Annotated in this window: 17 protein-coding genes; 11 read left to right on the top strand and 6 right to left on the bottom strand. The window is 69.3% G+C overall.

All coding sequences use genetic code 11. The annotated features are described in order from the left end of the window. Positions 1–111 precede the first annotated feature (111 nt). The 7 genes from ABL843_RS22530 (at position 112) to ABL843_RS22500 (ending at position 10,196) form a co-directional block, all read left to right on the top strand. Complete coding sequence (locus ABL843_RS22530; protein WP_418117385.1) at positions 112–4,149, top strand: TOMM system kinase/cyclase fusion protein; 4,038 nt, start codon at positions 112–114, stop codon at positions 4,147–4,149. 18 nt (positions 4,150–4,167) lie between these two features. Beyond that, positions 4,168–4,950, top strand: coding sequence for a BMA_0021/BMA_0022 family TOMM bacteriocin (locus ABL843_RS22525; RefSeq protein WP_126024322.1), 783 nt, complete (start codon positions 4,168–4,170; stop codon positions 4,948–4,950). Positions 4,951–5,050: 100 nt separating this feature from the next. Continuing rightward, complete coding sequence (locus ABL843_RS22520) at positions 5,051–5,806, top strand: class I SAM-dependent methyltransferase (RefSeq protein WP_418117384.1); 756 nt, start codon at positions 5,051–5,053, stop codon at positions 5,804–5,806. Beyond that, a complete protein-coding gene (locus tag ABL843_RS22515) occupies positions 5,799–7,946 on the top strand; it encodes a TOMM precursor leader peptide-binding protein (protein ID WP_418117383.1) in 2,148 nt (715 codons plus the stop codon). The genes ABL843_RS22520 and ABL843_RS22515 overlap by 8 nt, the downstream gene beginning before the upstream one ends. Before the next feature lie 22 nt (positions 7,947–7,968). Next, entirely contained in the window at positions 7,969–8,919 is a 951-nt protein-coding gene (locus tag ABL843_RS22510) for an FHA domain-containing protein (protein WP_126024325.1), read from the top strand. A 107-nt stretch (positions 8,920–9,026) separates the two neighbouring features. Beyond that, entirely contained in the window at positions 9,027–9,686 is a 660-nt protein-coding gene (locus ABL843_RS22505; RefSeq protein WP_240650771.1) for a hypothetical protein, read from the top strand. A 174-nt stretch (positions 9,687–9,860) separates the two neighbouring features. After that, positions 9,861–10,196: a hypothetical protein gene (locus tag ABL843_RS22500; RefSeq protein ID WP_126024326.1), complete on the top strand. Its 336-nt coding sequence runs from the start codon at positions 9,861–9,863 to the stop codon at positions 10,194–10,196. A 162-nt stretch (positions 10,197–10,358) separates the two neighbouring features. Here ABL843_RS22500 and ABL843_RS22495 read toward each other — a convergent pair whose 3' ends face one another. The 5 genes from ABL843_RS22495 to ABL843_RS22475 form a co-directional block, all read right to left on the bottom strand. Then, positions 10,359–10,751, bottom strand: a complete 393-nt coding sequence (locus tag ABL843_RS22495) for a nuclear transport factor 2 family protein (RefSeq protein WP_418117382.1) — start codon at positions 10,749–10,751, stop codon at positions 10,359–10,361. 104 nt (positions 10,752–10,855) lie between these two features. Beyond that, positions 10,856–12,136 (bottom strand): NAD(P)/FAD-dependent oxidoreductase, encoded by a 1,281-nt coding sequence (locus ABL843_RS22490; RefSeq protein WP_418117381.1) that lies wholly within the window; start codon positions 12,134–12,136, stop codon positions 10,856–10,858. Then, positions 12,133–12,894, bottom strand: coding sequence for an amino acid ABC transporter ATP-binding protein (locus ABL843_RS22485; RefSeq protein WP_126024329.1), 762 nt, complete (start codon positions 12,892–12,894; stop codon positions 12,133–12,135). The genes ABL843_RS22490 and ABL843_RS22485 overlap by 4 nt, the downstream gene beginning before the upstream one ends. Then, positions 12,891–13,562: an ectoine/hydroxyectoine ABC transporter permease subunit EhuD gene (gene ehuD, locus ABL843_RS22480; protein WP_126024330.1), complete on the bottom strand. Its 672-nt coding sequence runs from the start codon at positions 13,560–13,562 to the stop codon at positions 12,891–12,893. Before ehuD ends, ABL843_RS22485 begins: the two co-directional genes overlap by 4 nt. A gap of 14 nt (positions 13,563–13,576) precedes the next feature. Then, entirely contained in the window at positions 13,577–14,344 is a 768-nt protein-coding gene (locus ABL843_RS22475; protein WP_184641536.1) for an ABC transporter substrate-binding protein, read from the bottom strand. Positions 14,345–14,548: 204 nt separating this feature from the next. Here ABL843_RS22475 and ABL843_RS22470 point away from each other — a divergent pair, with 204 nt between their 5' ends. After that, the gene (locus ABL843_RS22470; RefSeq protein WP_126024332.1) at positions 14,549–15,352 is read left to right on the top strand and encodes an IclR family transcriptional regulator; all 804 of its coding nucleotides are present in this window, start codon (positions 14,549–14,551) and stop codon (positions 15,350–15,352) included. Positions 15,353–15,438: 86 nt separating this feature from the next. After that, positions 15,439–16,500: an adenosine deaminase gene (locus tag ABL843_RS22465; RefSeq protein WP_418117380.1), complete on the top strand. Its 1,062-nt coding sequence runs from the start codon at positions 15,439–15,441 to the stop codon at positions 16,498–16,500. Here ABL843_RS22465 and ABL843_RS22460 read toward each other — a convergent pair. Next, positions 16,461–17,771, bottom strand: coding sequence for an MFS transporter (locus ABL843_RS22460; protein WP_418117379.1), 1,311 nt, complete (start codon positions 17,769–17,771; stop codon positions 16,461–16,463). The two genes, ABL843_RS22465 and ABL843_RS22460, sit on opposite strands and share 40 nt — an antisense overlap. 105 nt (positions 17,772–17,876) lie before the next feature. On the opposite strand from ABL843_RS22460, the gene ABL843_RS22455 reads away from it, so the two are divergent. Together ABL843_RS22455 and ABL843_RS22450 are read left to right on the top strand one after the other, a co-directional pair. After that, positions 17,877–18,908: a LysR substrate-binding domain-containing protein gene (locus ABL843_RS22455; RefSeq protein WP_418117378.1), complete on the top strand. Its 1,032-nt coding sequence runs from the start codon at positions 17,877–17,879 to the stop codon at positions 18,906–18,908. Then, on the top strand, positions 18,874–19,680 hold the full coding sequence (locus ABL843_RS22450; protein ID WP_418117376.1) for a helix-turn-helix domain-containing protein: 807 nt from the start codon (positions 18,874–18,876) through the stop codon (positions 19,678–19,680). The genes ABL843_RS22455 and ABL843_RS22450 overlap by 35 nt, the downstream gene beginning before the upstream one ends. The last annotated feature ends 49 nt before the right edge of the window (positions 19,681–19,729 follow it).

The following is a 19,729-nucleotide window of genomic DNA, read 5'->3' as shown; positions in this document are numbered from 1 at the left end:
GGCCTCCGCTAAAGTAACAATTAGTGTCACTATTGCGTGCTGTCGCAGGGCGGAACGCAGTCCGAGGCAAGTCCCGGAGGACCATCCACGCTCCATCACGACGAGACTGAAATGCAGGACGCAGTCACCAATCCCACGCACGCGGCGTCGCAGCCGAATTTGCCCGAGCCGCTGGAGATTCCGGGTTACGAGTTGCTGGAGGAGCTGGGCGCCGGCGGCTACGGCATCGTCTATCGCGCATTGCAGCGAAGCACGGGCACCGTGGTCGCGATCAAGGTCGTGAAGCTGCAGGTGGGCAGCCAGCGCGTGGCGCGCTTCCATCGCGAGACGAAGCTGTGCGCCTCGCTGCACCATCCGCACATCGTGCAGCTGCTCGACAAGGGCGAGCAGGGGCCCTGCGTCTACGGCGTCTTCGAGTACGTGCCCGGAGAAACGCTCACCAGCCTGATCCGGCGCAAGGGCGCGCTCACGGCCACCGAGACCGGCCACCTGATGGCCGAGGTGCTCGACGCACTCGACTGCGCGCACAGCGCGGGCATCGTGCACCGCGACCTGAAGCCCGACAACGTGATGGTCACGTTCACCGGCGCCGTTCCGCACGCGAAGGTGCTGGACTTCGGCATCGGCACCGTCATTCCCTCGAACCGCGGCGACGAGTTCCCCACGCTCACGATGACCGACGAGGCCCTGGGCACGCCGGCCTACAGCGCGCCCGAGCAGCTGCGCGGCGAACCGCCGGGCGTGAAGTCCGACCTGTACGCGTGGGGCCTGATGTTCATCGAGTGCCTCACCGGTGCGCCCGCCATCCGCGGCGCCTCGGCGGCGGAGATCCTTCACCAGCAGCTCAGCCCACAGGAAGTGCCGCTGCCCGCAGAGATCGCCAGCCACCCGGTCGCCTCCGTGCTGCGCCAGGCGCTGCGCAAGAAGGCGGCCGACCGCAGCGATTCCGCCGCCACCCTGCTGGGCGAACTCGGCCGCCTGCGGCTGGACGACCTCGTGGGCGTGCTGCGTTCGGCCAAGCAGGCGCAGGACGAGGCGCTCGCGCAGACCGTGATCACCACGCGCGGCTTCTCCGAGAAGCGCCAGCTCACCGTGCTGTGCTGCAGCGTCTCGGTGTGGCCCGACGCGGCCGACGACGAGAGCGCCGACGAGGCCCTGCCTTCCGACATCGAGAACCTGGAGCTGCTGCAACGCAACGAGCTCGCGCTGTTCTCCGAGACCGCCACGCGCCGCGGCGGCCTGCTGGCGGGCACGCTGGGCGACCGGATGATCGTGCTCTTCGGCTATCCGCACGCCAGCGACACCGACGCGCGGCAGGCCGGCCGCACGGCCATGGAACTCATCGCCCTGAGCCGCCAGCGCTCCGCCGCCATCGAGCAGGAGCACGGCGTGCACCTCGGCATCCGCATGGGCATGCACACCGGCATGGCGATCGTCGCCGCCGGCGAGATTCCCTCGGGCCATGCCGTCAACGTCGCGGTGCGGCTCGAAGGCGTGGCCGACACCGGCACGCTGCTGGCGAGCGAGAGCAGCTACCGCCTGCTGAGCCGCCACGCGAGCTTCGACAAGGCCGGCACCGTCACGCTGCCGGGCCAGTCAGGCGGCATCCAGACCTACCGCCTCGGCGGCGAGCAGCAGGCGCTGGCCTCCGACGGCTTCGCCGAGCAGGCGCTGCACAAGGCGTGCATCGGCCGCGAGGCCGAGCTGCAGCAGCTGCGCTCGGCATGGACCCGGACCCGCGAAGGGCAGGGCGGCGCGGTGTGGATTCGCGGCGAGCCGGGCATCGGCAAGTCGTGCCTGGCCGACGTGCTGCGCGACCAGGTGGCCAAGGAAGGCCTGCAGACCGTCGTCGCGCAGTGCCAGCCCGAGAACCAGAACAACGCGCTGACGCCGTTCCTCGCGCTGCTGCGCCAGCGGCTCGACGCCATGCCCGACGCCGCATCGCCCGAGGCCCGCCGCGAGCGCCTGCGCGAGGCCCTGCAGGCAGCAGGCTGCGATGGCGAGGCCGTGCTGCCGATCTTCTGCGCGTGGCTGTCGCTGCCGCTGGGCGACCGCACGCCGAGCCAGATGTCGCCGCCGATGCAGAAGGCGCTGCTGCTGCAGTCGATCGCGCAGTGGCTGCTGCACATGGCCGAGGCCTCGCCGTTGCTGCTGCTTCTGGAGGACGTCCACTGGGCCGACCCCACGACCATCGAGTTCGTCGAGCAGCTCATCGCCCAGCTGCCGCAGCGGCGCGTGCTGCTGGTGCTCACCGCTCGCCCCGAATGGGTGAAGCCCGAGGCCATGCAGGCCGAGTGCATCGAGGTGCGCCGGCTCGAAGATGTGCAGGCCGCCGAGCTGGCGCGGCAGGCGCTGGCGCCGCGCGTCGTCGCGCCGCAGGTGATCGACAACGTGGTGCAGCGCACCGACGGCGTGCCGCTGTTCATCCAGGAAATGGCGCGCATGATGCTCGACGCCTACCTGGTCGAGAAGGACCACGTCTGGGTCTTCAAGGACACGGCGCAGCCGGCGGCGATTCCGGTCACTCTGCGGGACTCTCTGGTGAGCCGCTTCGACCGGCTCGGCGCCGTCAAGGGCCTGCTGCAGCTCGCCGCCACCATCGGGCGCCAGTTCGAGGCCGAACTGCTGTGCGCCTGCTCGGGCAAGAGCGCCGAGGCGATGGACAAGGACATGTCCGTGCTGCTCGATGCGGGCCTGGTCGCGCCTGCGGGCCAGCCGGGCAGCTTCATCTTCCGCCACGCGCTGATCCGCGATACCGCCTACGAGAGCATGCTGGTCGCGCAGCGCCGGCAGCTGCACCGCAACGTCGCGCAGACGCTGATGGACAGCCAGCCGCAATACGTGGCGAACGAACCCGGCAACGTGGCCCAGCACTGGGCCGATGCGGGCGAGTACGCGCAGGCGGTGGCGCTGGCGGTGCGCCAGCTGCGCATCACGCAGCACCGCTCGCTCAACGACGAAACGATTTCCTACGCGCAACACATCGACGGCTGGATGGCGCACCTGGAAGGCGAGGCGCAGCGCGAGGCGCGGCTGGACGTGAACAGCTACGTCACGCAGGCCATGATGAACAAGTACGGCTGGGCGCATGCGCAGGTGGTCGACCGCATCGCGCTGTCGCAGGAACTGCTGTCCGACGAGGTGCCGCGCGAGAAGCAGGTGCAGCATCTCTGGACGCTGATCACCTTCCACCACGTGGCGAGCAACCGCGCCGAGGTGCAGCAGCTGAGCAACCGCCTGCTCGACCAGGCCGTGCAGCAGCAGGACCAGGGCGTGTTCGTCGCGGCGCAGACCTACCTCGGCCTCGCGCACTACTCCGACGGCGACTTCGAGCGCGCCGAGCAGTCGCTGACCGACGCCGTCGAGCGCTACAACCCCGAGGCCCACGCGCACCATGCGGCCGACTTCGGCTTCGACACCCGCGTGTGGGCGACCACCGGCCGCGCGCTGGTGCGCTGGTTCGCGGGCCACGACGCCGCCGCGCGCGCCGACGCCACCAATGCCGTGCGCTGGGCACGCGAGATGTCGCACATCCCGTCGCTGAGCATGGCGCTGCTCTACCAGAGCCTGGGCCACCAGGGCCGCAACGACAAGGCGCGCGCGCTGGTGAGCACCGGCGAGCTGCTGGGCATCACGCAGCGCTACGGCCTGCCGGCGTTCCAGGGCTACGCCGAGATCATCCGCTGCTGGGCCACAGGCGACGTCGACAACATCGCGGCGGCCGATGCCTGGATACAGGCGCTGTGGGCCATGGGCTGCCGCTACTGCCAGACCTACTACCGCGCCTTCGCCGCCGACACGCTGGCCGCCAACGGCCGCTGGGACGAGGCGCTGGAGCGCATCGACGAATGCCTGCGCATGACCGACGAGCTCAAGGAAGGGCTCTACCGCTCGGAGCTGCACCTGCAGAAGGCCCGCTACCTGCAGGCCGCCGGCGGCGACCGCGAGACGGTGGCCGCGTGCTTCGCGAAGGCCGCCGAGGTGGCGCGCGAGGGCGCCAAGCACAGAACCGAATACGAGGCCCTGGCGGCGATGCAGGCATTGGCGGATTCCGCCTCGCCGGACATCGCCGAGCGCCTGAAGAATCTGGCCGGGCTGCGGCCGGAGTTGCCCGCGCGCGTGCCGACGCACGCGCCGATTTCCTCTTGAACCAAGGATGAAGTAATCATGACTTTCCAAGTCCAAAGCGGTGATCCGCTGCTCGAGTTCCGCCTGGCCTACCTGCGCGCCATCGCCCGTTCGTGGCAGGACGACGCCTACCGCCGCGAACTGCTCGACCAGCAGGACATCCAGCCGATGCTGCACCGCGACTTCGGCCTGCCGACAGCCTGGCCGCAGCTGGACGTGTCGCTGTTCCAGAGCCCCGATCCGGCCCAGCGCGCCGAATGGAAGCCGATGCTGACTTCCGGCTGGGTCGGCCCCGACGACTCCTTCGTCATCGTGCTGCCGCAGGCTCCGGCCTCGAACGCCACCGAAGCCCTGGCCGCCTACTACCAGCTGTTCCCGAACTTCATGGGTTCTTCCGCTGCCTTCGAGATTCCTCCCGGCATCGTGGGCGGCGCGCTGCCCACCGGCCTGGGCATTCCCGGCGGCAACGAGGGCTCGCTGCTGGCCTTCGGCGGCGTGGTGCTGCGCGCGATCGCCATCGCATGGCAGTCGCCCGAGCTGCAGTACGAGCTGACCCGCGACCCCGAGACCGACAAGGCGAACGTGCTGAGCCAATGGCTGGGCTACAACAACCCGTTCAACTTCAAGATCCTGTTCACCACCAACTCGGCCTTCACCTGGGACGCGACGAAGTGCGAATGGAACCAGAAGAACGCCGACGGCACCGCGATCAAGAACGCCATCCGCCTGAACTACCCGACGGCACCGGTGGAAGAGAACATGCGCGCCATCGCGCTGACCTCGTACAACAACACGGGCGACCCCTATCCCTTCACCTGCTGAGTCCGCGACAGGGCAGGAGCCGGCCGCAAGCGCGCCCGCGCTGCAGGGCGCCACGGCCACGCTCCTGCTGACGCTGGCTGCGCGCGCCAATTCCGGCGCCGTGGCCGATGCGTCGGTGTTCTCCGATCCCGAGGCACGGCGCATTGCCGCGTCGCTGCCTTTCGACATCTCGGCCTATGCGGCCGACCCGGCCTTCGTGCGCAGCATCGTGCTGCGCGCAGCGCTCTTCGACCGCTTCGCGGCCGGTTTTCTTTCGGATCATCCCGGCGCCCTGTGCATCACGCTGGGCGCGGGGCTGTGCACGCGCCGCAGCCGGCTCGGCGCCTTGGTGGCGCGCTCGCGCTGGCTCAACATCGACCTGCCCGATGCCATCGGGCTGCGGGCGCAACACGTACCGCACGCCGACGAAGGCGAGGGCGCCGACATTGTCTGCTCCGTGCTCGACGAGCGCTGGCTCGACACCGCCGGCCTGCCGGGCGACCGGCCGGTGCTCGTGATGCTGGAGGGCGTGTGCCCCTACCTGCCGCAGTCTCCGCTGGAGACCGTGCTGCGCAGCCTTGCCGATCGCTTCGCGCAAGGCACGGCACCCTGCGTCGTCGTGCTCGACCACGTGCATCCGGTGCTCGCGGCCCAGTCGATGGCCGTGGGCGGCATGCGGCTGCCGGTGGTTTCGGGCTTCGAGAACGCCGCGCAGATCGCGCGCCTGCATCCGTCGATGCGGGTGCTCTCGGAAGACCACATCTACGGGCAGTTCTCGGAAAAGCACCGGCTCTTCGAAGCGGCATTCCGGGCCACGACCGGCGCATCGCCGTACGGCGTGGTGCGCCTCGAACTGGGGCGCCACGGTGATGAATAGCGCCGTGGCGCCCGATTTCTTCTCCGACGTCTTCCGCTGGCACGACAGGTTCCTGCCGCCGGTGGTGCTTCAAGACCGCCTGCTGCTGGCCAGCGAGAACGACCTGCTGGTGCTGGGCTCGCCCGGCGTCATGGCCCTGGAGCGGGTGCTTCGCGAAGGCGTCAGCCTCGCCGCCTATTGCCGCACCGGGGAAGCCGCCGCGCAGCTCGCGCAGATGCTCCATGCGCTGGAGACGCTGGCGCGCCAGGGGCTGGTCCGGCCTGTCGCGAAGGGCGACACCGATTCTTGGCTGGTTCCCGATTATTCGGCGGTGCCCGTGCGCACCGCCCTGTCCGGCGATGTGGACGCGGTCGCGCTGTCGAAGGCCGTCGGCGGCGATGTGCCCGGCCACTGGGCACGGTCGCTGCCCGCCGGCACCGGCCTCACCCTGGTTTTCTGCGACGACTATCTCGACCCCCGGCTTGCCGTCATCGACGCGCAGCAGCGTGCCGCGGGCCGGCCCTGGCTGCTGGTCAAGCCGACCGGCGAGCAGGCCATGGCCGGCCCGGTCTTCAGGTCTTCCGGCCCGTGCTGGCACTGCCTCGCGCATCGCTGGCTCCGGAACCGCCCGGCACGTGCCTGGTGGCAATCGCGCCACGGAAACGAAGAAAGCGGCGCGCCGGTGCGTGCCGGCGAAGGGCTCGTCGCCGAGCGCCTCGGCCAGCTGCTCCCGATCGCGCTCGACATCGTGGCGCAGGCGGATGGCGCCCAGGTGCGGACGCTGGATTCGCCGCAGCCTCATTTCGTCGCCGTCCGCCCGCAATGCCCGCATTGCGGAACGCCGAATCTCGTGGCGCGCCGGCAGCGCGAGCGCGTCGTGCTGGCGCCCGGCCTGCCCACCGCGAGCCACGACGGCGGCTGGCGCACCGTGCCGGCCTCGGTCACCGTGGAGCGGCTGATGCGCCATGTCAGCCCGCTCACCGGCGCGGTCGCGCGCATCGTGCCGCTGAACGCCGAGGCCGAGGGCGCGCTGACGGTCTACCGCAGCGAGATCTTCAGGACGCCGCCGGCCGGCGACGACGAACTGCCCGGCGTGCTGACCCAGGTGTGCCTGGGCAAGGGCATGTCGATGGAGCAGTCCCGCGCCAGCGCGCTTTGCGAGGCGGCCGAGCGGCATTCGGCCTTCTTCCAAGGCGACGAGGCCTGGGTGATCGCGCCCGCGGCCGACCTGGACGCGCCCTGCATCGAACCGCATGCGCTGGCGCTCTTCAGCGACCGGCAGCGCGAACGCTTCCACACGCACAAGCCGCCGCACGCCGTGGCCACGTCCGCCGCGCCGCAGGAAGCAGCGTCATGGTGGACGCCCGCCTGGTCGCTGACCGCCGACGAGCCCCGCTACCTGCCGCTGGCCTTCTGCTTCGCCAATGCACCGGCGCAGAGCCAGTTCCACGTGGGCTGGACCTCCAACGGCTGCGCGGCGGGAAATACGCGCGAGGAAGCCATCCTCCAGGGCTTTCTCGAACTGGTGGAGCGCGACGCCGCCGCCATCTGGTGGTACGGCCGGCACCGCAGGCCGGCGGTCGGGCTCGACAGCCTGTCTGCGGAGATCCTCCAGCGCATCGAGCGCACCTGCGGCCCGCGCTGGGAGCGCTGGGTGCTCGACATCACGCACGATTTCGGCATTCCGGTCGTCGTCGCCATCGGTCGTCATCTGGACACGGGCGCCTGGGCCGTCGGCTTCGGGTGCAGCCCCGGCCGGGCGCTGGCATGCGAGCGGGCGCTCACGGAGATGAGCCAGCTGATCGCGGCTGGCAAGAGCTTCGCGGTGCCGGCCGCCGAATCCGGGGAGGAGGGGGCGCCGGCCTTTCTCCTGCCCGCAGGCGCCGCGCCGGTTGCGGCGGCCCCCGCCGCCCGGTCCGACATCGCCGGGGAGATCCGCCGCTGCGTCGGCATCGCCGCCTCGCTCGGGCTGGAAACCATCGTCCTGGACCACACCCGCCCCGATCTCCCCCTGTGCACGGTGAAGGTGGTGGTGCCGGGCCTGTGCCACATCTGGCCGGAACTTGGCAATCCGCGCCTGTACGGCGTGCCGGTCGCCCTCGGATGGCGCGACACTTCCCTGCGCGAAGGCGACCTGAATCCGCAGGCGCTGTACGTGTGAGATCGCGTAGGAGAATGCGGCGATGGCCATCTTCAGGAACAAGCTCGACCGGCGTGCCACCGTGCTGCGGCCGGTACATGCATTCGGCCGGCGCGCCTCGGTCTGCCAGACGGTGCTGCAGGCGCCCGACGTGTCCCAGGTCCACGCGATGGTGCGCTGGAGCCGGCAGGCGTGGGAAATCGCCGACCAGAGCCGCAACGGCACCACGCTGAACGGCCAGCGCCTGCCCAGCGGCCGCTGGACCGCGCTGCCGGCCGGCGCCGAGGTCCGCATGGGCATCGGCGACGAGTCGGTCTGGACCGTGGAAGACCTCTCGCCGCCGGCCACCTGCCTCTTTCCGTCCGGCGTCGACGAAGCCGGCGGCATCGTGGAGCTGAACCTGCGCGAGAACCTGCTGCCGGACGAGCACGAGCCCGAGGCGAACGTGTATTTCCAGGACGGCAAGTGGATGCTGGAGCACATCGACGGCATCGAGCTGCTGAGCGACGGCGCCACGGTGCGCACCTCGTCCGGCACCTGGGAGTTCGTCCTGTGCGACGACCTGGACCTCACCTCCGAGACGCCCATATCGACGCCCATGCCGGTGCCGATGTCGGCCGGCGTGGCCCTGCACTTCGAGGTCAGCCAGAACGAGGAGCACACCAGCCTGAACCTGGTGGCGCAGGGCAGGTCGGTGCCGCTGGGCGAGCGCATTCACCACTACACGCTGGTCACGCTGGCGCGCCTGCGCCAGAAGGACGCGCAGCGCGGCATTGCGCCGCAGAGCCAGGGCTGGGTCGGGCTCGACGAGCTGTCGCGCATGCTGGGGGTGGAGCCTTCCTACGTGAACATCCAGATCTTCCGCGCCAAGCACCAGATCCTGAACGCGCTGCCGGCGCACCTGGCCGAGCCGCCCTTGGTCGAGCGCCGGCGCGGTACCGTGCGCCTGGGCAACTACCCCTTCGAAATTCGTGGCGGAGCGCAACCTCTGTAATCGTCTGTAATTCAAATCACCCCCTGCGCTCCCTAGAGTGAGGTCCAGCACGGTGCCATCGTGGCCCGTACTGCCGCCCACCACTCTGTTTCATTCGGGAAGTCGTCATGGGAATGATCTATTCCGTCACGGTCAACAACCATGCAAGCCACTCGGCCTACTTCATGGTGTTCCAGAACGACCCGACGCAACTGGCGCCGAATGCCCTGTCGCTGGCCTGGTTCGCCAGGTTCTCCAACCCGGGGCCGACCTCCCGCGTCAAGTTCCAGTGGAGCGTCGATGTGGGCTTCGCCTGGGCCGAGACCGGCGAGCTGCAGCCCGGCGTGCAGTTCACCCCCACCGAAACCTACGAGCCGAGCGGCGCCAACAACAAGATCACGCTCGACTGCAATCGCACCTACCGGTTCGTGAATCCCTCGCAGGGGCCTGAGCAGTCGCGCCTCTATCTGGCCCAGTCGACGGCCATTCCGGCCAGGTCGGCCGCCGCCGTGGGCGTGACCATGGGCGGCAGCACCGTGTACGCGGTGCAGGCGCGCACCGGCCAGAACCTGACCTTCTCGCCGCATCCGAAGTACTTCATCGCCTACGGCGACTTCGAGGAAGGCGACGTGATCGACGTCGGCGCGATCGGCAACCCGCTGGAGCTGGCGTACCCGCCCGGCGTCTATGCACTGACCACCACGCTGAACGCGGACGGAAGCTGGGACCAGCCGGAGAGCCTGGCGCTTTCGAACGCAAGCCGCCTGCGCATGCTCGCGGCGGCATGAAGAACTCCAAGCCTGTCACACGCCTTGTGGCTTCGTTGAGGACGACGACCATGAAGAAAAGAAGCACCCGCCACCCTGTCCACCCAGCCAAACCCGGCACGGCGCCGGCGGCGGCCATCGAATTCCAGGAGTCCGGCCATGCACATGCGGCAAGCAACAGTTGAGAGAGTGGCCATGCGGCGCGTGTGCCTGGTGCCCCGGGGCGGCCACCTGGAGGATCCGCAGGTCGACTGCCTGCCGATGGAGGAGGAGGTCTGGGAGCGCGGCTACACGCTGGTGATCGACGAGGTCAAGCGAGGTCTCCTGCAGGACTTCTGGAGGAACTACTACGGCGCCTCCGCCGAGATGGCGATGTCGGGCAATCGGCTGATGGAACTGCGCAAGGACATCATGGCGATCACGCCCGACTGCCTGGGCGAGCCGGCCGTGTTCCAGTTCCTGGTGCAGCTGACCCGCATGTGCGTGCGTGCCTACAGCCAGCAGGGCACGCTGCAGGTAGTGGCGGAATAAAGTTCTCCCCCAGGCTGCGCGCACTTCGTGGAGGAATAGGTTCTCCCCCAGGCTGCGCGCACTTCGTGTCGCTTCGCCAACCCCCTTCCGGGGGCGACACCTGCGGCCCGGCGGAGCCGGTTCCGCGGTGTCCCGCGAATGGGGCAGGGCGCGCGGGATAGCTCAGGAATTTGGGGGCTGCAGCTGGGCGCCCATCTTCTGGTGGATCAGGTTCACGGCCTTCAGTGGGCGCAGCATCACCTTGAAATCGGTGATCTTCCCTTCGTCGTTCCACTTCATCATGTCGACGCCGTTGATCTGGATGCCGTCGAGTTCCAGCGCGAATTCGAGCACGGCGTCGCGCTCCGATTTCAGCTCCCGCACGTAGCGGAAGCTCTCGTTGAAGAAGACCTGGAATGCCGCCGCCAGGTATTTCTGCGTGATGCGCTTGCCCACCTGGGGCGTGTGCACCACCGGTGAATGGAATACCGCCGCGTCGTCGAGCAGGGCGTCGAGCCCTGCGACATCGCGTTCCTTGACGAGCCGGTGCCAGGTGGCGAGGGTGTCGATCGGCATGAGTCTCCTGGGGCTGTTGTGGTCGATGCCCGCCATTTGACGCATGCGCGGCAGCCATGGCAAGGCGCCGCGCGCGCCTAGGCGACTCTGCAGCGACCCGTGCTTCAGGCCAGCCGGTCCAGCAGGCTGTACCACGCCACGCCGCCCGCGATATAGAAGCGTTGCAGACCATGCAGCGGTATCGGCCGGATCGGCGACACCGGGTACGGAAAATCCGCCCCCGCGTCCAGCATCCGCGCCGCCACGTGCCGGCCCATGCTCGTGGCCAGCGCGATGCCCCGGCCGTTGTAGCCCAGCGCGATCGTCATGCCCGGCGCGGGCGTGTGCACGTGCGGCATGAAGTCGCGCGTGACGGCGATGCGGCCGGCCCAGCGGTACTCGTAGCGCAGCCGCCCGAGCTGCGGGAACAGCAGCTCCAGCGAGCGCTCCAGGTGCGCGAAATCGGCCGGACCGGCCGGATCGGCGAAATGGCCGCGCCCGCCCATCAGCAGGCGGCCCTGCGCGTCCTTGCGGAAATAGAGCAGCAGGCGCTGCGAGGTCGAAGCGGTTTCGCCGCGCGGCAGGATGGCGTCGGCCGCAGCGCCCTTCAGAGGCTCGGTGGCCACGATGAAGCTGTTGGCCGCCAGCACCGTGCGCTTCAGCCCCGGCCACAGCGCGCCGGTGTAGCCGTTGGTCGCGATGAGCACCTGCTCGGCCGTGACACTCGCGCCCGTAGCCGTGCTCGCGTGCCAGTGCGCGCCGCGCCGCTCCAGCGCCGTGACCTCGGTGCCGCCGTGCACCGCCGCGCCCAGGCTTTGCGCGGCGCGCACCAGCCCGCGCGTGTAGGCCAGCGGCTGGATGCCGCCGGCGCGGCCGTCGAGCCAGCCGCCGGCGAAGGTGTCGGTGCCCAGCCGCGCCGCGACGGCCGCTCGGTCCAGCGTTTCCGTCTTCGCGCCGCGCCTGGCCCATTGCGCGGCGCGCGCGTGCAGGCCGGCCACGTCCTTCTCCGAATAGGAAAGCTGCAGCCAGCCGTTGCGCACCGGCTGGCAGTCGATGCCGTGGCGCGCGATCAATTCGAACACCAGGTCGGCCGAGCGCGACACGGCGTCGATCAGCGGCTCGGCACGCTCGGCACCGAAGATCCGCACGAGTTCGTCGGGGTCGTGCTTCAGCGTCGGGTTCACCTGTCCGCCGTTGCGCCCAGAGGCGCCCCAGCCGGGCTCGTGCGCTTCCAGCACGCAGACCTGTGCGCCGGCCTCGGCCAGGTGCAACGCGGCCGAGAGGCCCGTGAAGCCGCCACCGACGATCAGCACGTCGGCCCTGCGCGACTCGGCCAGCGGCGGCGTCGGCGGTGCCGGCGGCGCAGTGGCGGCCCAAAGGGAGGGTGGCAGTGCGCCAGCGCTCATCCGCGCACCTCCGCGGCCGCCGCGGCACCGGAAGGATGCAGCACGCGGCGCAGGAAGTCCTGCGTGCGCGCATGGCGCGGCGCGCCCAGCACCTGCGCGGACGGGCCTTCCTCCACGATGCTGCCGCTGTGCAGGAAGCACACGCGGTCGGCTACCTCGCGGGCGAAACCCATCTCGTGCGTGACCACGATCATCGTCATGCCCTCGTCGGCCAGCGCGCGCATCACGCCGAGCACGTCGCCGACCAGCTCGGGGTCGAGCGCCGACGTGGGCTCGTCGAACAGCATGGCCTCGGGCTTCATCGCGAGCGCGCGGGCGATCGCCACGCGCTGCTGCTGTCCGCCCGAGAGCTGCGCCGGCCAGGCCTGCGCCTTCTCGGCCAGCCCGACCTTGGCCAGTAGCGCCATCGCTTCCTCGCGCGCCTGCGCCGCGCTCTGGCGCAGCACGTAGACGGGGCCTTCCATCACGTTCTCCAGCACCGTGCGGTGCGGGAACAGGTTGAAGCGCTGGAACACCATGCCCATGCGGCTGCGCAGCCGGTGGATGTTCGGCGCGTTGCGGTCCACGCGCTCGCCGAAGGCGCGGATCTCGCCGCCCTCGTACGACTCCAGCGCGTTGATGCAGCGAAGCACCGTCGACTTGCCCGAGCCCGACGGGCCGATCAGGCACACCACCTCGCCCTTGTCCACATGCAGGCTCACGCCCTGCAGCACGCGGTGCGCGCCGAAGCGCTTTTCGAGTCCCTCGACGTGGATCATGGCTGCTTCCTCCCGGCGGCGAAGCGCTTCTCGAGCCGGCGCAGGCCGTACACCAGCGGCAGGCTCATCAGCAGGTAGAGCAGGGCGACCAGCGTGTAGACCGTCATGTTCTGGAAGGTGGACGAGGCGATGAGCTGGCCCGCGCGCGTCATCTCGGCCACGGTGATGGTCGAGACCAGCGAGGAGTCCTTCAGCATCATCACCAGCGTGTTGCCGTAGGGCGGCAGCGCGATGCGGAAGGCCTGCGGCAATATCACCCGCCGCATGATCAGCGCCGAGCGCATGCCCATGGCCTGCGCCGCTTCCCGCTGGCCCGGGTCGACCGCCTCGATGCCGGCGCGGAAGTTCTCCGCCTGGTAGGCCGAGTAGGCGATGCCCAGCCCGATCACGCCGGCCTGGAAGGCCGTGAGCTGCACGCCGAAATCCGGCAGCACGAAGTAGATGTAGAAGAGCTGCACGATGATCGGCAGACCGCGGATCACGTTGATCACCGCAGTAGCCGCCATCGACAACGGGCGCACCGGCGAGAGCTTCATCAGCGCGAGTCCGAGGCCGAGCACGCTGCTCAGCAGGAACGAGAGCACCGTCACCTGCACGGTGACGATCGCGCCCTGCAGGAGGATCGGCAGGAAGTCCTGCGCGTGCTGGAGGAAGGAGGGAGCAGCCATGAGTCAGAGCGCCCTCAGATGCCCCATTTCTGGACGATCTTGGCGAGCGTGCCATCGGCCTTGATGGCGGCGATCGCCTTGTTGATGCGCGCCAAGGTCTCGGCGTCGCCCTTGCGCACCACGAGGCACACATCGCCCACGTTCACTGGCTTGTAGCTGTCAACCAGCTTCACGCCGGGGAAGGTGTTCTGGCGGATCTGGTAGGCCATGATGGGCTGGTCGCCGAGGCCCGCCTTGATGCGCCCGAGCGAGAGGTCGCGCGTCATGTCGGCCACCGAGTCGTAGCTGCGCACTTCCTTGAAGATGCCCTTCTTGTTGAGCATGTCGAGGAACACCGTGCCGACCTGCGCGCCCACCACCTCGCCCTTGAGCTCGTCGAGCGAGACGTACGCGCGGGTGTCGTCGGCCTTGACGATCAGGCCCTCGCCGTAGGAGTACACCGGGTCGCTGAAGTCGACCACCTCCTGGCGCGCCGGCGTCTTCAGCATGGCGGCGGAGACGATGTCGATCTTGCGCGCGGTGAGCGAGGGGATCAGCGCCGAGAACACCGTCTGCTGCACGTTCACGCCGAAGCCTCCGGCCTTGCCCACGGCGGTGACGGTGTCGACCATCATTCCCTGGATGCTGTTGGTCTTCACGTCGAGGAAGGTGAAGGGCACGCCGGTGGCGGTGGCGCCCACGTTGTAGGTGGGCGCGGCGCCCTGCGCGGCGGCCAGCGAGGCGGCGCCGGCGATGCAAAGACCCAGGGCCAGGCGATGAAGGCGGCGAACGATGCGATTCATGGAAGCACTCCTCGAAGCAAGGGAAGTTGAAGAAAGAGACAAGAAAAAAAGAGGCAGCGAAGGAAAGTGATGCGGGCAGCGCGATGCAACATGCATGCCAATAATCGATTCTTTTGAATCTCTAGACAATAAATACAAACCACTAGTCGAATCATAAATATCGATATTCGATACTTCGGAAGAGTGTGGCTATACTCCACCGCCATGGACGCCACCCCCGACACAGCCCCCGAAGACAGCCAGAGCCTGCTTTTCAACCAGTCGCTGGAGAAGGGCCTGGCCGTGCTGCGCGCCTTCAGCGCCCGGCGCCGCACCATGACGCTGGCCGACGTGGCCGAGGCCACCGACATCACCAAGAGCTCGGCGCAGCGCATGGTCTTCACGCTCGAGAAGCTGGGCTACGTGCGCAAGCACCCGAAGACGCGGCGTTACCAGCTCACGCCGCGCGTCATGGAGATCGGCTTCAACTACCTCGCGGCCCATTCGCTGATCGACGTGGCCAACCCGTTCCTGTCGGAGCTCACCAAGGTGACGACAGAGACCTCCTGCCTCACCGAACCCGACGGGCTGGACATGGTCTATGTGGCGCGCTTCGTCAGCGCGCAGTTCGTGCCGGTGCACATGCCCATCGGCAGCCGCATTCCCATGTATTGCACCGCTTCGGGGCGCGCCTTTCTCAGCGCGCTGCCCGAGGATGAGGCGCGCGCGCTCATCGAAGCCTCCGACCGCGTGGCGCACACCATGCACACCCGCACCGGCGTGGACGAGATCCTGGAAGAGCTTCGCCAGGCGCGCCAGCAGGGCTTCGCCACCAATGCCGAGGAGCTCTTTCTCGGCGACATGACCATCGCCGCGCCCGTGCTGGGCGCGCAGGGGCGGCCGGTGGCCTCGGTGCACGTGGTGGCGCCCACCAGCCGCTGGACGCTGGAGGAGGCGGTGCGCAAGCTGGCGCCCACGCTGCTGCTGTGCGCACGCTCGCTCACCAGTTCGGCACGCAGCATCGACTGAGACCTATACGGTTTCAGACATCGCGCCGGCAGGTGGCTGCCCTTATGCTGTGCGGGATCACAACGCAGCAGCAGTTCGCACCCACCATGACCGATTTCCGCCCCACCTACGACAAGAGCTTCGACCGCATCGCCGCCGACCGCCTGCCCGCGCTGCTGCGCGCCATGCCCAAGGCGGAGCTGCACATGCACATCGAGGGCTCGCTCGAACCCGAGCTCATCTTCGCGCTCGCGCAGCGCAACGGCGTGTCCATTCCCTACGCCAGCGTCGAGGAGCTGCGCAAGGCCTACGCCTTCACCAACCTGCAGAGCTTCCTGGACATCTACTACGCCGGCGCCAGCGTGCTGCTCAAGGAGCAGGACTTCTACGACATGGCCTGGGCCTACCTGGAGCGCGCCGCGGCCGACAATGTGGTGCGTACCGAGATGTTCTTCGACCCGCAGACGCACACCGCGCGCGGGGTGGCGATGGAGACAGTGATCAGCGGCCTGCACCGCGCCTGCGTCGATGCACAGGCGAAGCTGGGCGTGAGCGCCGCGCTCATCCTGTGCTTCCTGCGGCACCTGAGCGAGGAAGATGCCTTCGAGACGCTGGAGCAGGCGCTGCCCTATCGCGACAAGTTCATCGGCGTGGGGCTAGATTCGAGCGAAGTGGGCCATCCACCCGAGAAGTTCGCCCGCGTGTTCGCGCGCTGCCGCGAGCTGGGCTTCCACCTCGTCGCCCACGCGGGAGAAGAGGGCCCGCCCCAATACGTCTGGAGCGCGCTCGACCTGCTGAAGGTCGAGCGCGTCGACCACGGCGTGCAGAGCACCAAGGACCCGGAATTGATGAAGCGCCTCGCGAAGGACCGCATTCCGCTGACCGTCTGCCCGCTGTCGAACCTCAAGCTCTGCGTGTTCCCCGACCTGTCGAAGCACAACCTCGGCGCGCTGCTCGACGCGGGGCTGGTGGCCACCGTCAACTCGGACGATCCGGCCTACTTCGGCGGCTACATGAACCAGAACTTCACCGAGACCTTCGCCGCCACCGGCCTGAGCGTGCAGCAGGCCTGGCAGCTCGCGGCGAACAGCTTCGAAGGCAGCTTCATCGACGCGGCCGCCAAGCGCGCTTACGTCGAGCGGCTCAACGCCGTCTTCGCGAGCTTCTGATCGGCGGCGGCGGGCCGCCCCACCAGCAGCGGCATCGCCACCAGCGCACAGGCGCTGGCCGCCAGCCACACCATCGGCCAGCCCTGCAGCGCCAGCAGGTGCGGAATGGAGAAGGGCGTGACGAAGCACACCAGGAACACGCTGGTGTTCGCCATGCCCAGCGCGGTGCCGGCACGCGATGCGCCGGCCAGCGTGGCGAGCTCGGTGTAGGCCACGCCGTGCCATGCCGACACGCACACGCCGCTCACGCCAAGCAGCACGACCAGCGCGATGCGCAGCGCCGCCGAGTCGGCCGCATGCGCGCCCGATGCCAGCGCCAGCACGGCGAGGCCCGCGAACAGGAGAACCGTGAGCCCGCTGCAGGCGCGCAGGTAGGCCGGCCGGTTCCTGTTGCGGTCGGTCCAGCGGCCGCTCCATACGCGCATGGCCATCGCGCCGACCTGCACGAACACCATCGTCGCGGTGATGGTCGCCAGGCCCGCATGGCCGAAGTCGTGCAGGAACACCGTGCCGAAGGAGAGCACCGCGAACTGCGGCGCGCAAAGAATGCCGATGCCGGCCACGATGCGCCACACGCGCTCGTCGCGCAGCGGTCCGCTCTTCGGCGCGGCGGCTGAAGCCGGCAAAGCCGTGTCGCCGGCCACCGCGATGGGCGGTTCATGCACCCACGCCCAACTCATGGCAGCGCTCAGCGCGCACAGCAGCGCGAGCAGGCCATAGAGCGCCGCGAAGCCGAAGTGCAGCGCGACGTAAGGCAGCACCAGCGCGCCGATGCCGCCGCCCATCGGCACGGCCGTCTGGCGGATGCTCATCGCGAGGCCGCGCTCGCTGGCGTCGAACCAGGTCATCACCGCGCGGCCGCTGGCGCCGTTGACACTGCCGCCGAGCAGCCCCACCAGCAGCAGCCCGCTGCCCAGCCAGCCCAGCCCGGGGATGTGCCCCGCGGCCGGCGCGGCCCACAGCGCCATCGCGACCAGCGCGAGCGCCGTGCTGCCCAGGCCCGCCAGCAGAACCGGGCGGTCGCCCCAGCGGTCGGTCAGTAGGCCCCAGGGCAGCTCGCTCACCGCGATGCCCAGCCCCATGAGGCCGAGCACCAGCCCGAGGGTGGCGTTGTCGAGCTGGTAGCCGGTGCGCATCAGTACGGCGGTCATCGGGATGCCGCTGAAGGCCACCGAGAAGGCGGCGTTGGCAGCCACGCCTGCCGCCAGCACCTTCCAGCGGTGGCGCGGCGTGAATGAAGAGGGGATGGGGGAAAAGGGCGAATGGGTCATCTTGCCGGGCAGTTTCCGCCTCGGCGACGGTTTTGAAAATCAGAAAATAATTGGCGAATCGTCCTGAAAAACAGGATGATCGCCACGAAACCCGAAGGAACCGCAATGAGCCAGGTGATGTTCGATCTAGACGTGCTGCGCACTTTCTCCACCGGCATCGCGCTCGGCAGCTTCGCTCGTGCGGCCGACAAGCTGGGGCGCTCCACCTCCGCCGTGAGCGCGCAGCTGAAGAAGCTCGAATCGCAGGCCGGTACCGCGCTGTTCCGCAAGGCCGGCCGGGGGCTGGAGCTCACCGATGCCGGCGAGACCTTGCTGGCGTATGCCCACCGCATGCTCGAACTCAACGACGAAGCCAGCGCCGCGATGCGCGGCGTCGACTTGCAGGGTTCGGTGCGGCTGGGCCTTCAGGAAGACTTCGGCGAGACGCTGCTGCCGGCCGTGCTGGGCCGCTTCGCACGCGCGCATCCCAAGGTGCGCATCGAGGCCTGCGTGGCGCGCAGCGGCGAACTGCGCGAGCGGCTCGAACTCGGCCAGCTCGACCTCGCGCTGGCCTGGGATGCGGGCGACCAGCCGCTGTCGCCGTATGCCGAGCGCGTCGCGCGGCTGCCCCTGCTGTGGATCGGGCCGCGCACGCCCGAGCGGGTCGAGGCGCTCTGGTGGACGCAGCGCGAGCAGCAACACGGCGCGGGCGCACGCCAGCCCGATAGCAAGGAGCCGCTGCCGCTCATCATGCTCGACGCGCCCTGTCCGCTGCGCGAGATCGTCATCACCGCGCTCGACAAGGCCGGCGTGCCTTGGCGGCGCGCTTTCGGCAGTGCCAGCCTCGCGGCGCTGTGGGCGGCGGCGTCGGCCGGGCTGGGGCTCACGGTGCGCACGCCCTTCGGCCTGCCGTCGCACGTGCGGGCCATCGACCGCTCCACGCTGGCGCTGCCCGCGCTGCCGCAGATATCGCTCGTGCTCTATCGTGCGCAGGCCCTGCCCGAGGCGCCGGCGAGCCGCCTTGCCGGGCTGCTGCTGGAGGCCGTTCGCCAGCACGTGCAGCCGGCCGGGTTGCCGATGCGTGAGAATCCGCCGCTGGAGACAAGAACAAAAGTGGTACGGCATGGCAACGCAAAACTTCCTGCACCTGTGGGATGACAGGTTCCTCTACATCACACCGGCCATCCAGTCGGGCCTGACGGCCCGCTCGTCGGCCACGCTGCTGGCGTCGGTCAGCGGGCATCCCTTCACGCTCGAGGCGGTCGACGGCACCCGCGTGCACTGCACCGCCGCGCTGGTCGCGCCGCACGTGTCGCGGCGGCTCGACGTCGATGGCTGCGGGCTGCTTTCGCTCAACCTCGACCCCGCTTCCAGCGCCTACCGCATGCTCGCGCGCCGCATGGGCGGCCATGGCATCCAGCCCATAGACGCGCGGCGCTTCGGCGCGCTGCGCGACGACTTCGGGCCCGCGCAATGCGGCGCGTTGCCCAACGAGCGGCTGCAGTCGCTCAGCGCGAAGATGGTCGAGGCCATCACCGAGAGCCCCGAGCTGCAGGCGCCGCTCGATCCACGCATCGACCGCGTGCTGCAGGCCATCCGCGCGCATGCGGGGCAGATCGCGCTGCGCGATCTCGCGGCCGTTGCCTGCCTTTCGCCCGACAGGCTCACGCACCTGTTCGCCGAGCAGGTGGGCGTGTCGGTCAAGCGCTATGCGCTGTGGACCAAGGTGCGCCGCACTGTGCAGCAGTTCACCGGGCAGCGTTCGCTCACCGACGTGGCGCTGGTCAGCGGCTTCACCGATGCGGCGCACATGAGCCGCACCTTCCAGCGCTACTTCGGCCTGCCGCCTTCGTTCCTGGCCAGCCAGGTGCGCGTGACGGCCGATGAGCATGCCTCGCACGCGTGGGGCCAGAACGCGCCGCTGCACTGACGCGATCGGCCGCAGGGGCCATCGCATGCAATGCAGCGGCTGCGTACAA

This window comes from Variovorax sp. 350MFTsu5.1 (genome assembly GCF_048302515.1).
Lineage (GTDB): Bacteria > Pseudomonadota > Gammaproteobacteria > Burkholderiales > Burkholderiaceae_C > Variovorax > Variovorax guangxiensis.
Note: the sequence above shows the minus strand (reverse complement) of the source record. Positions and strands in the feature narration are given on the sequence as shown.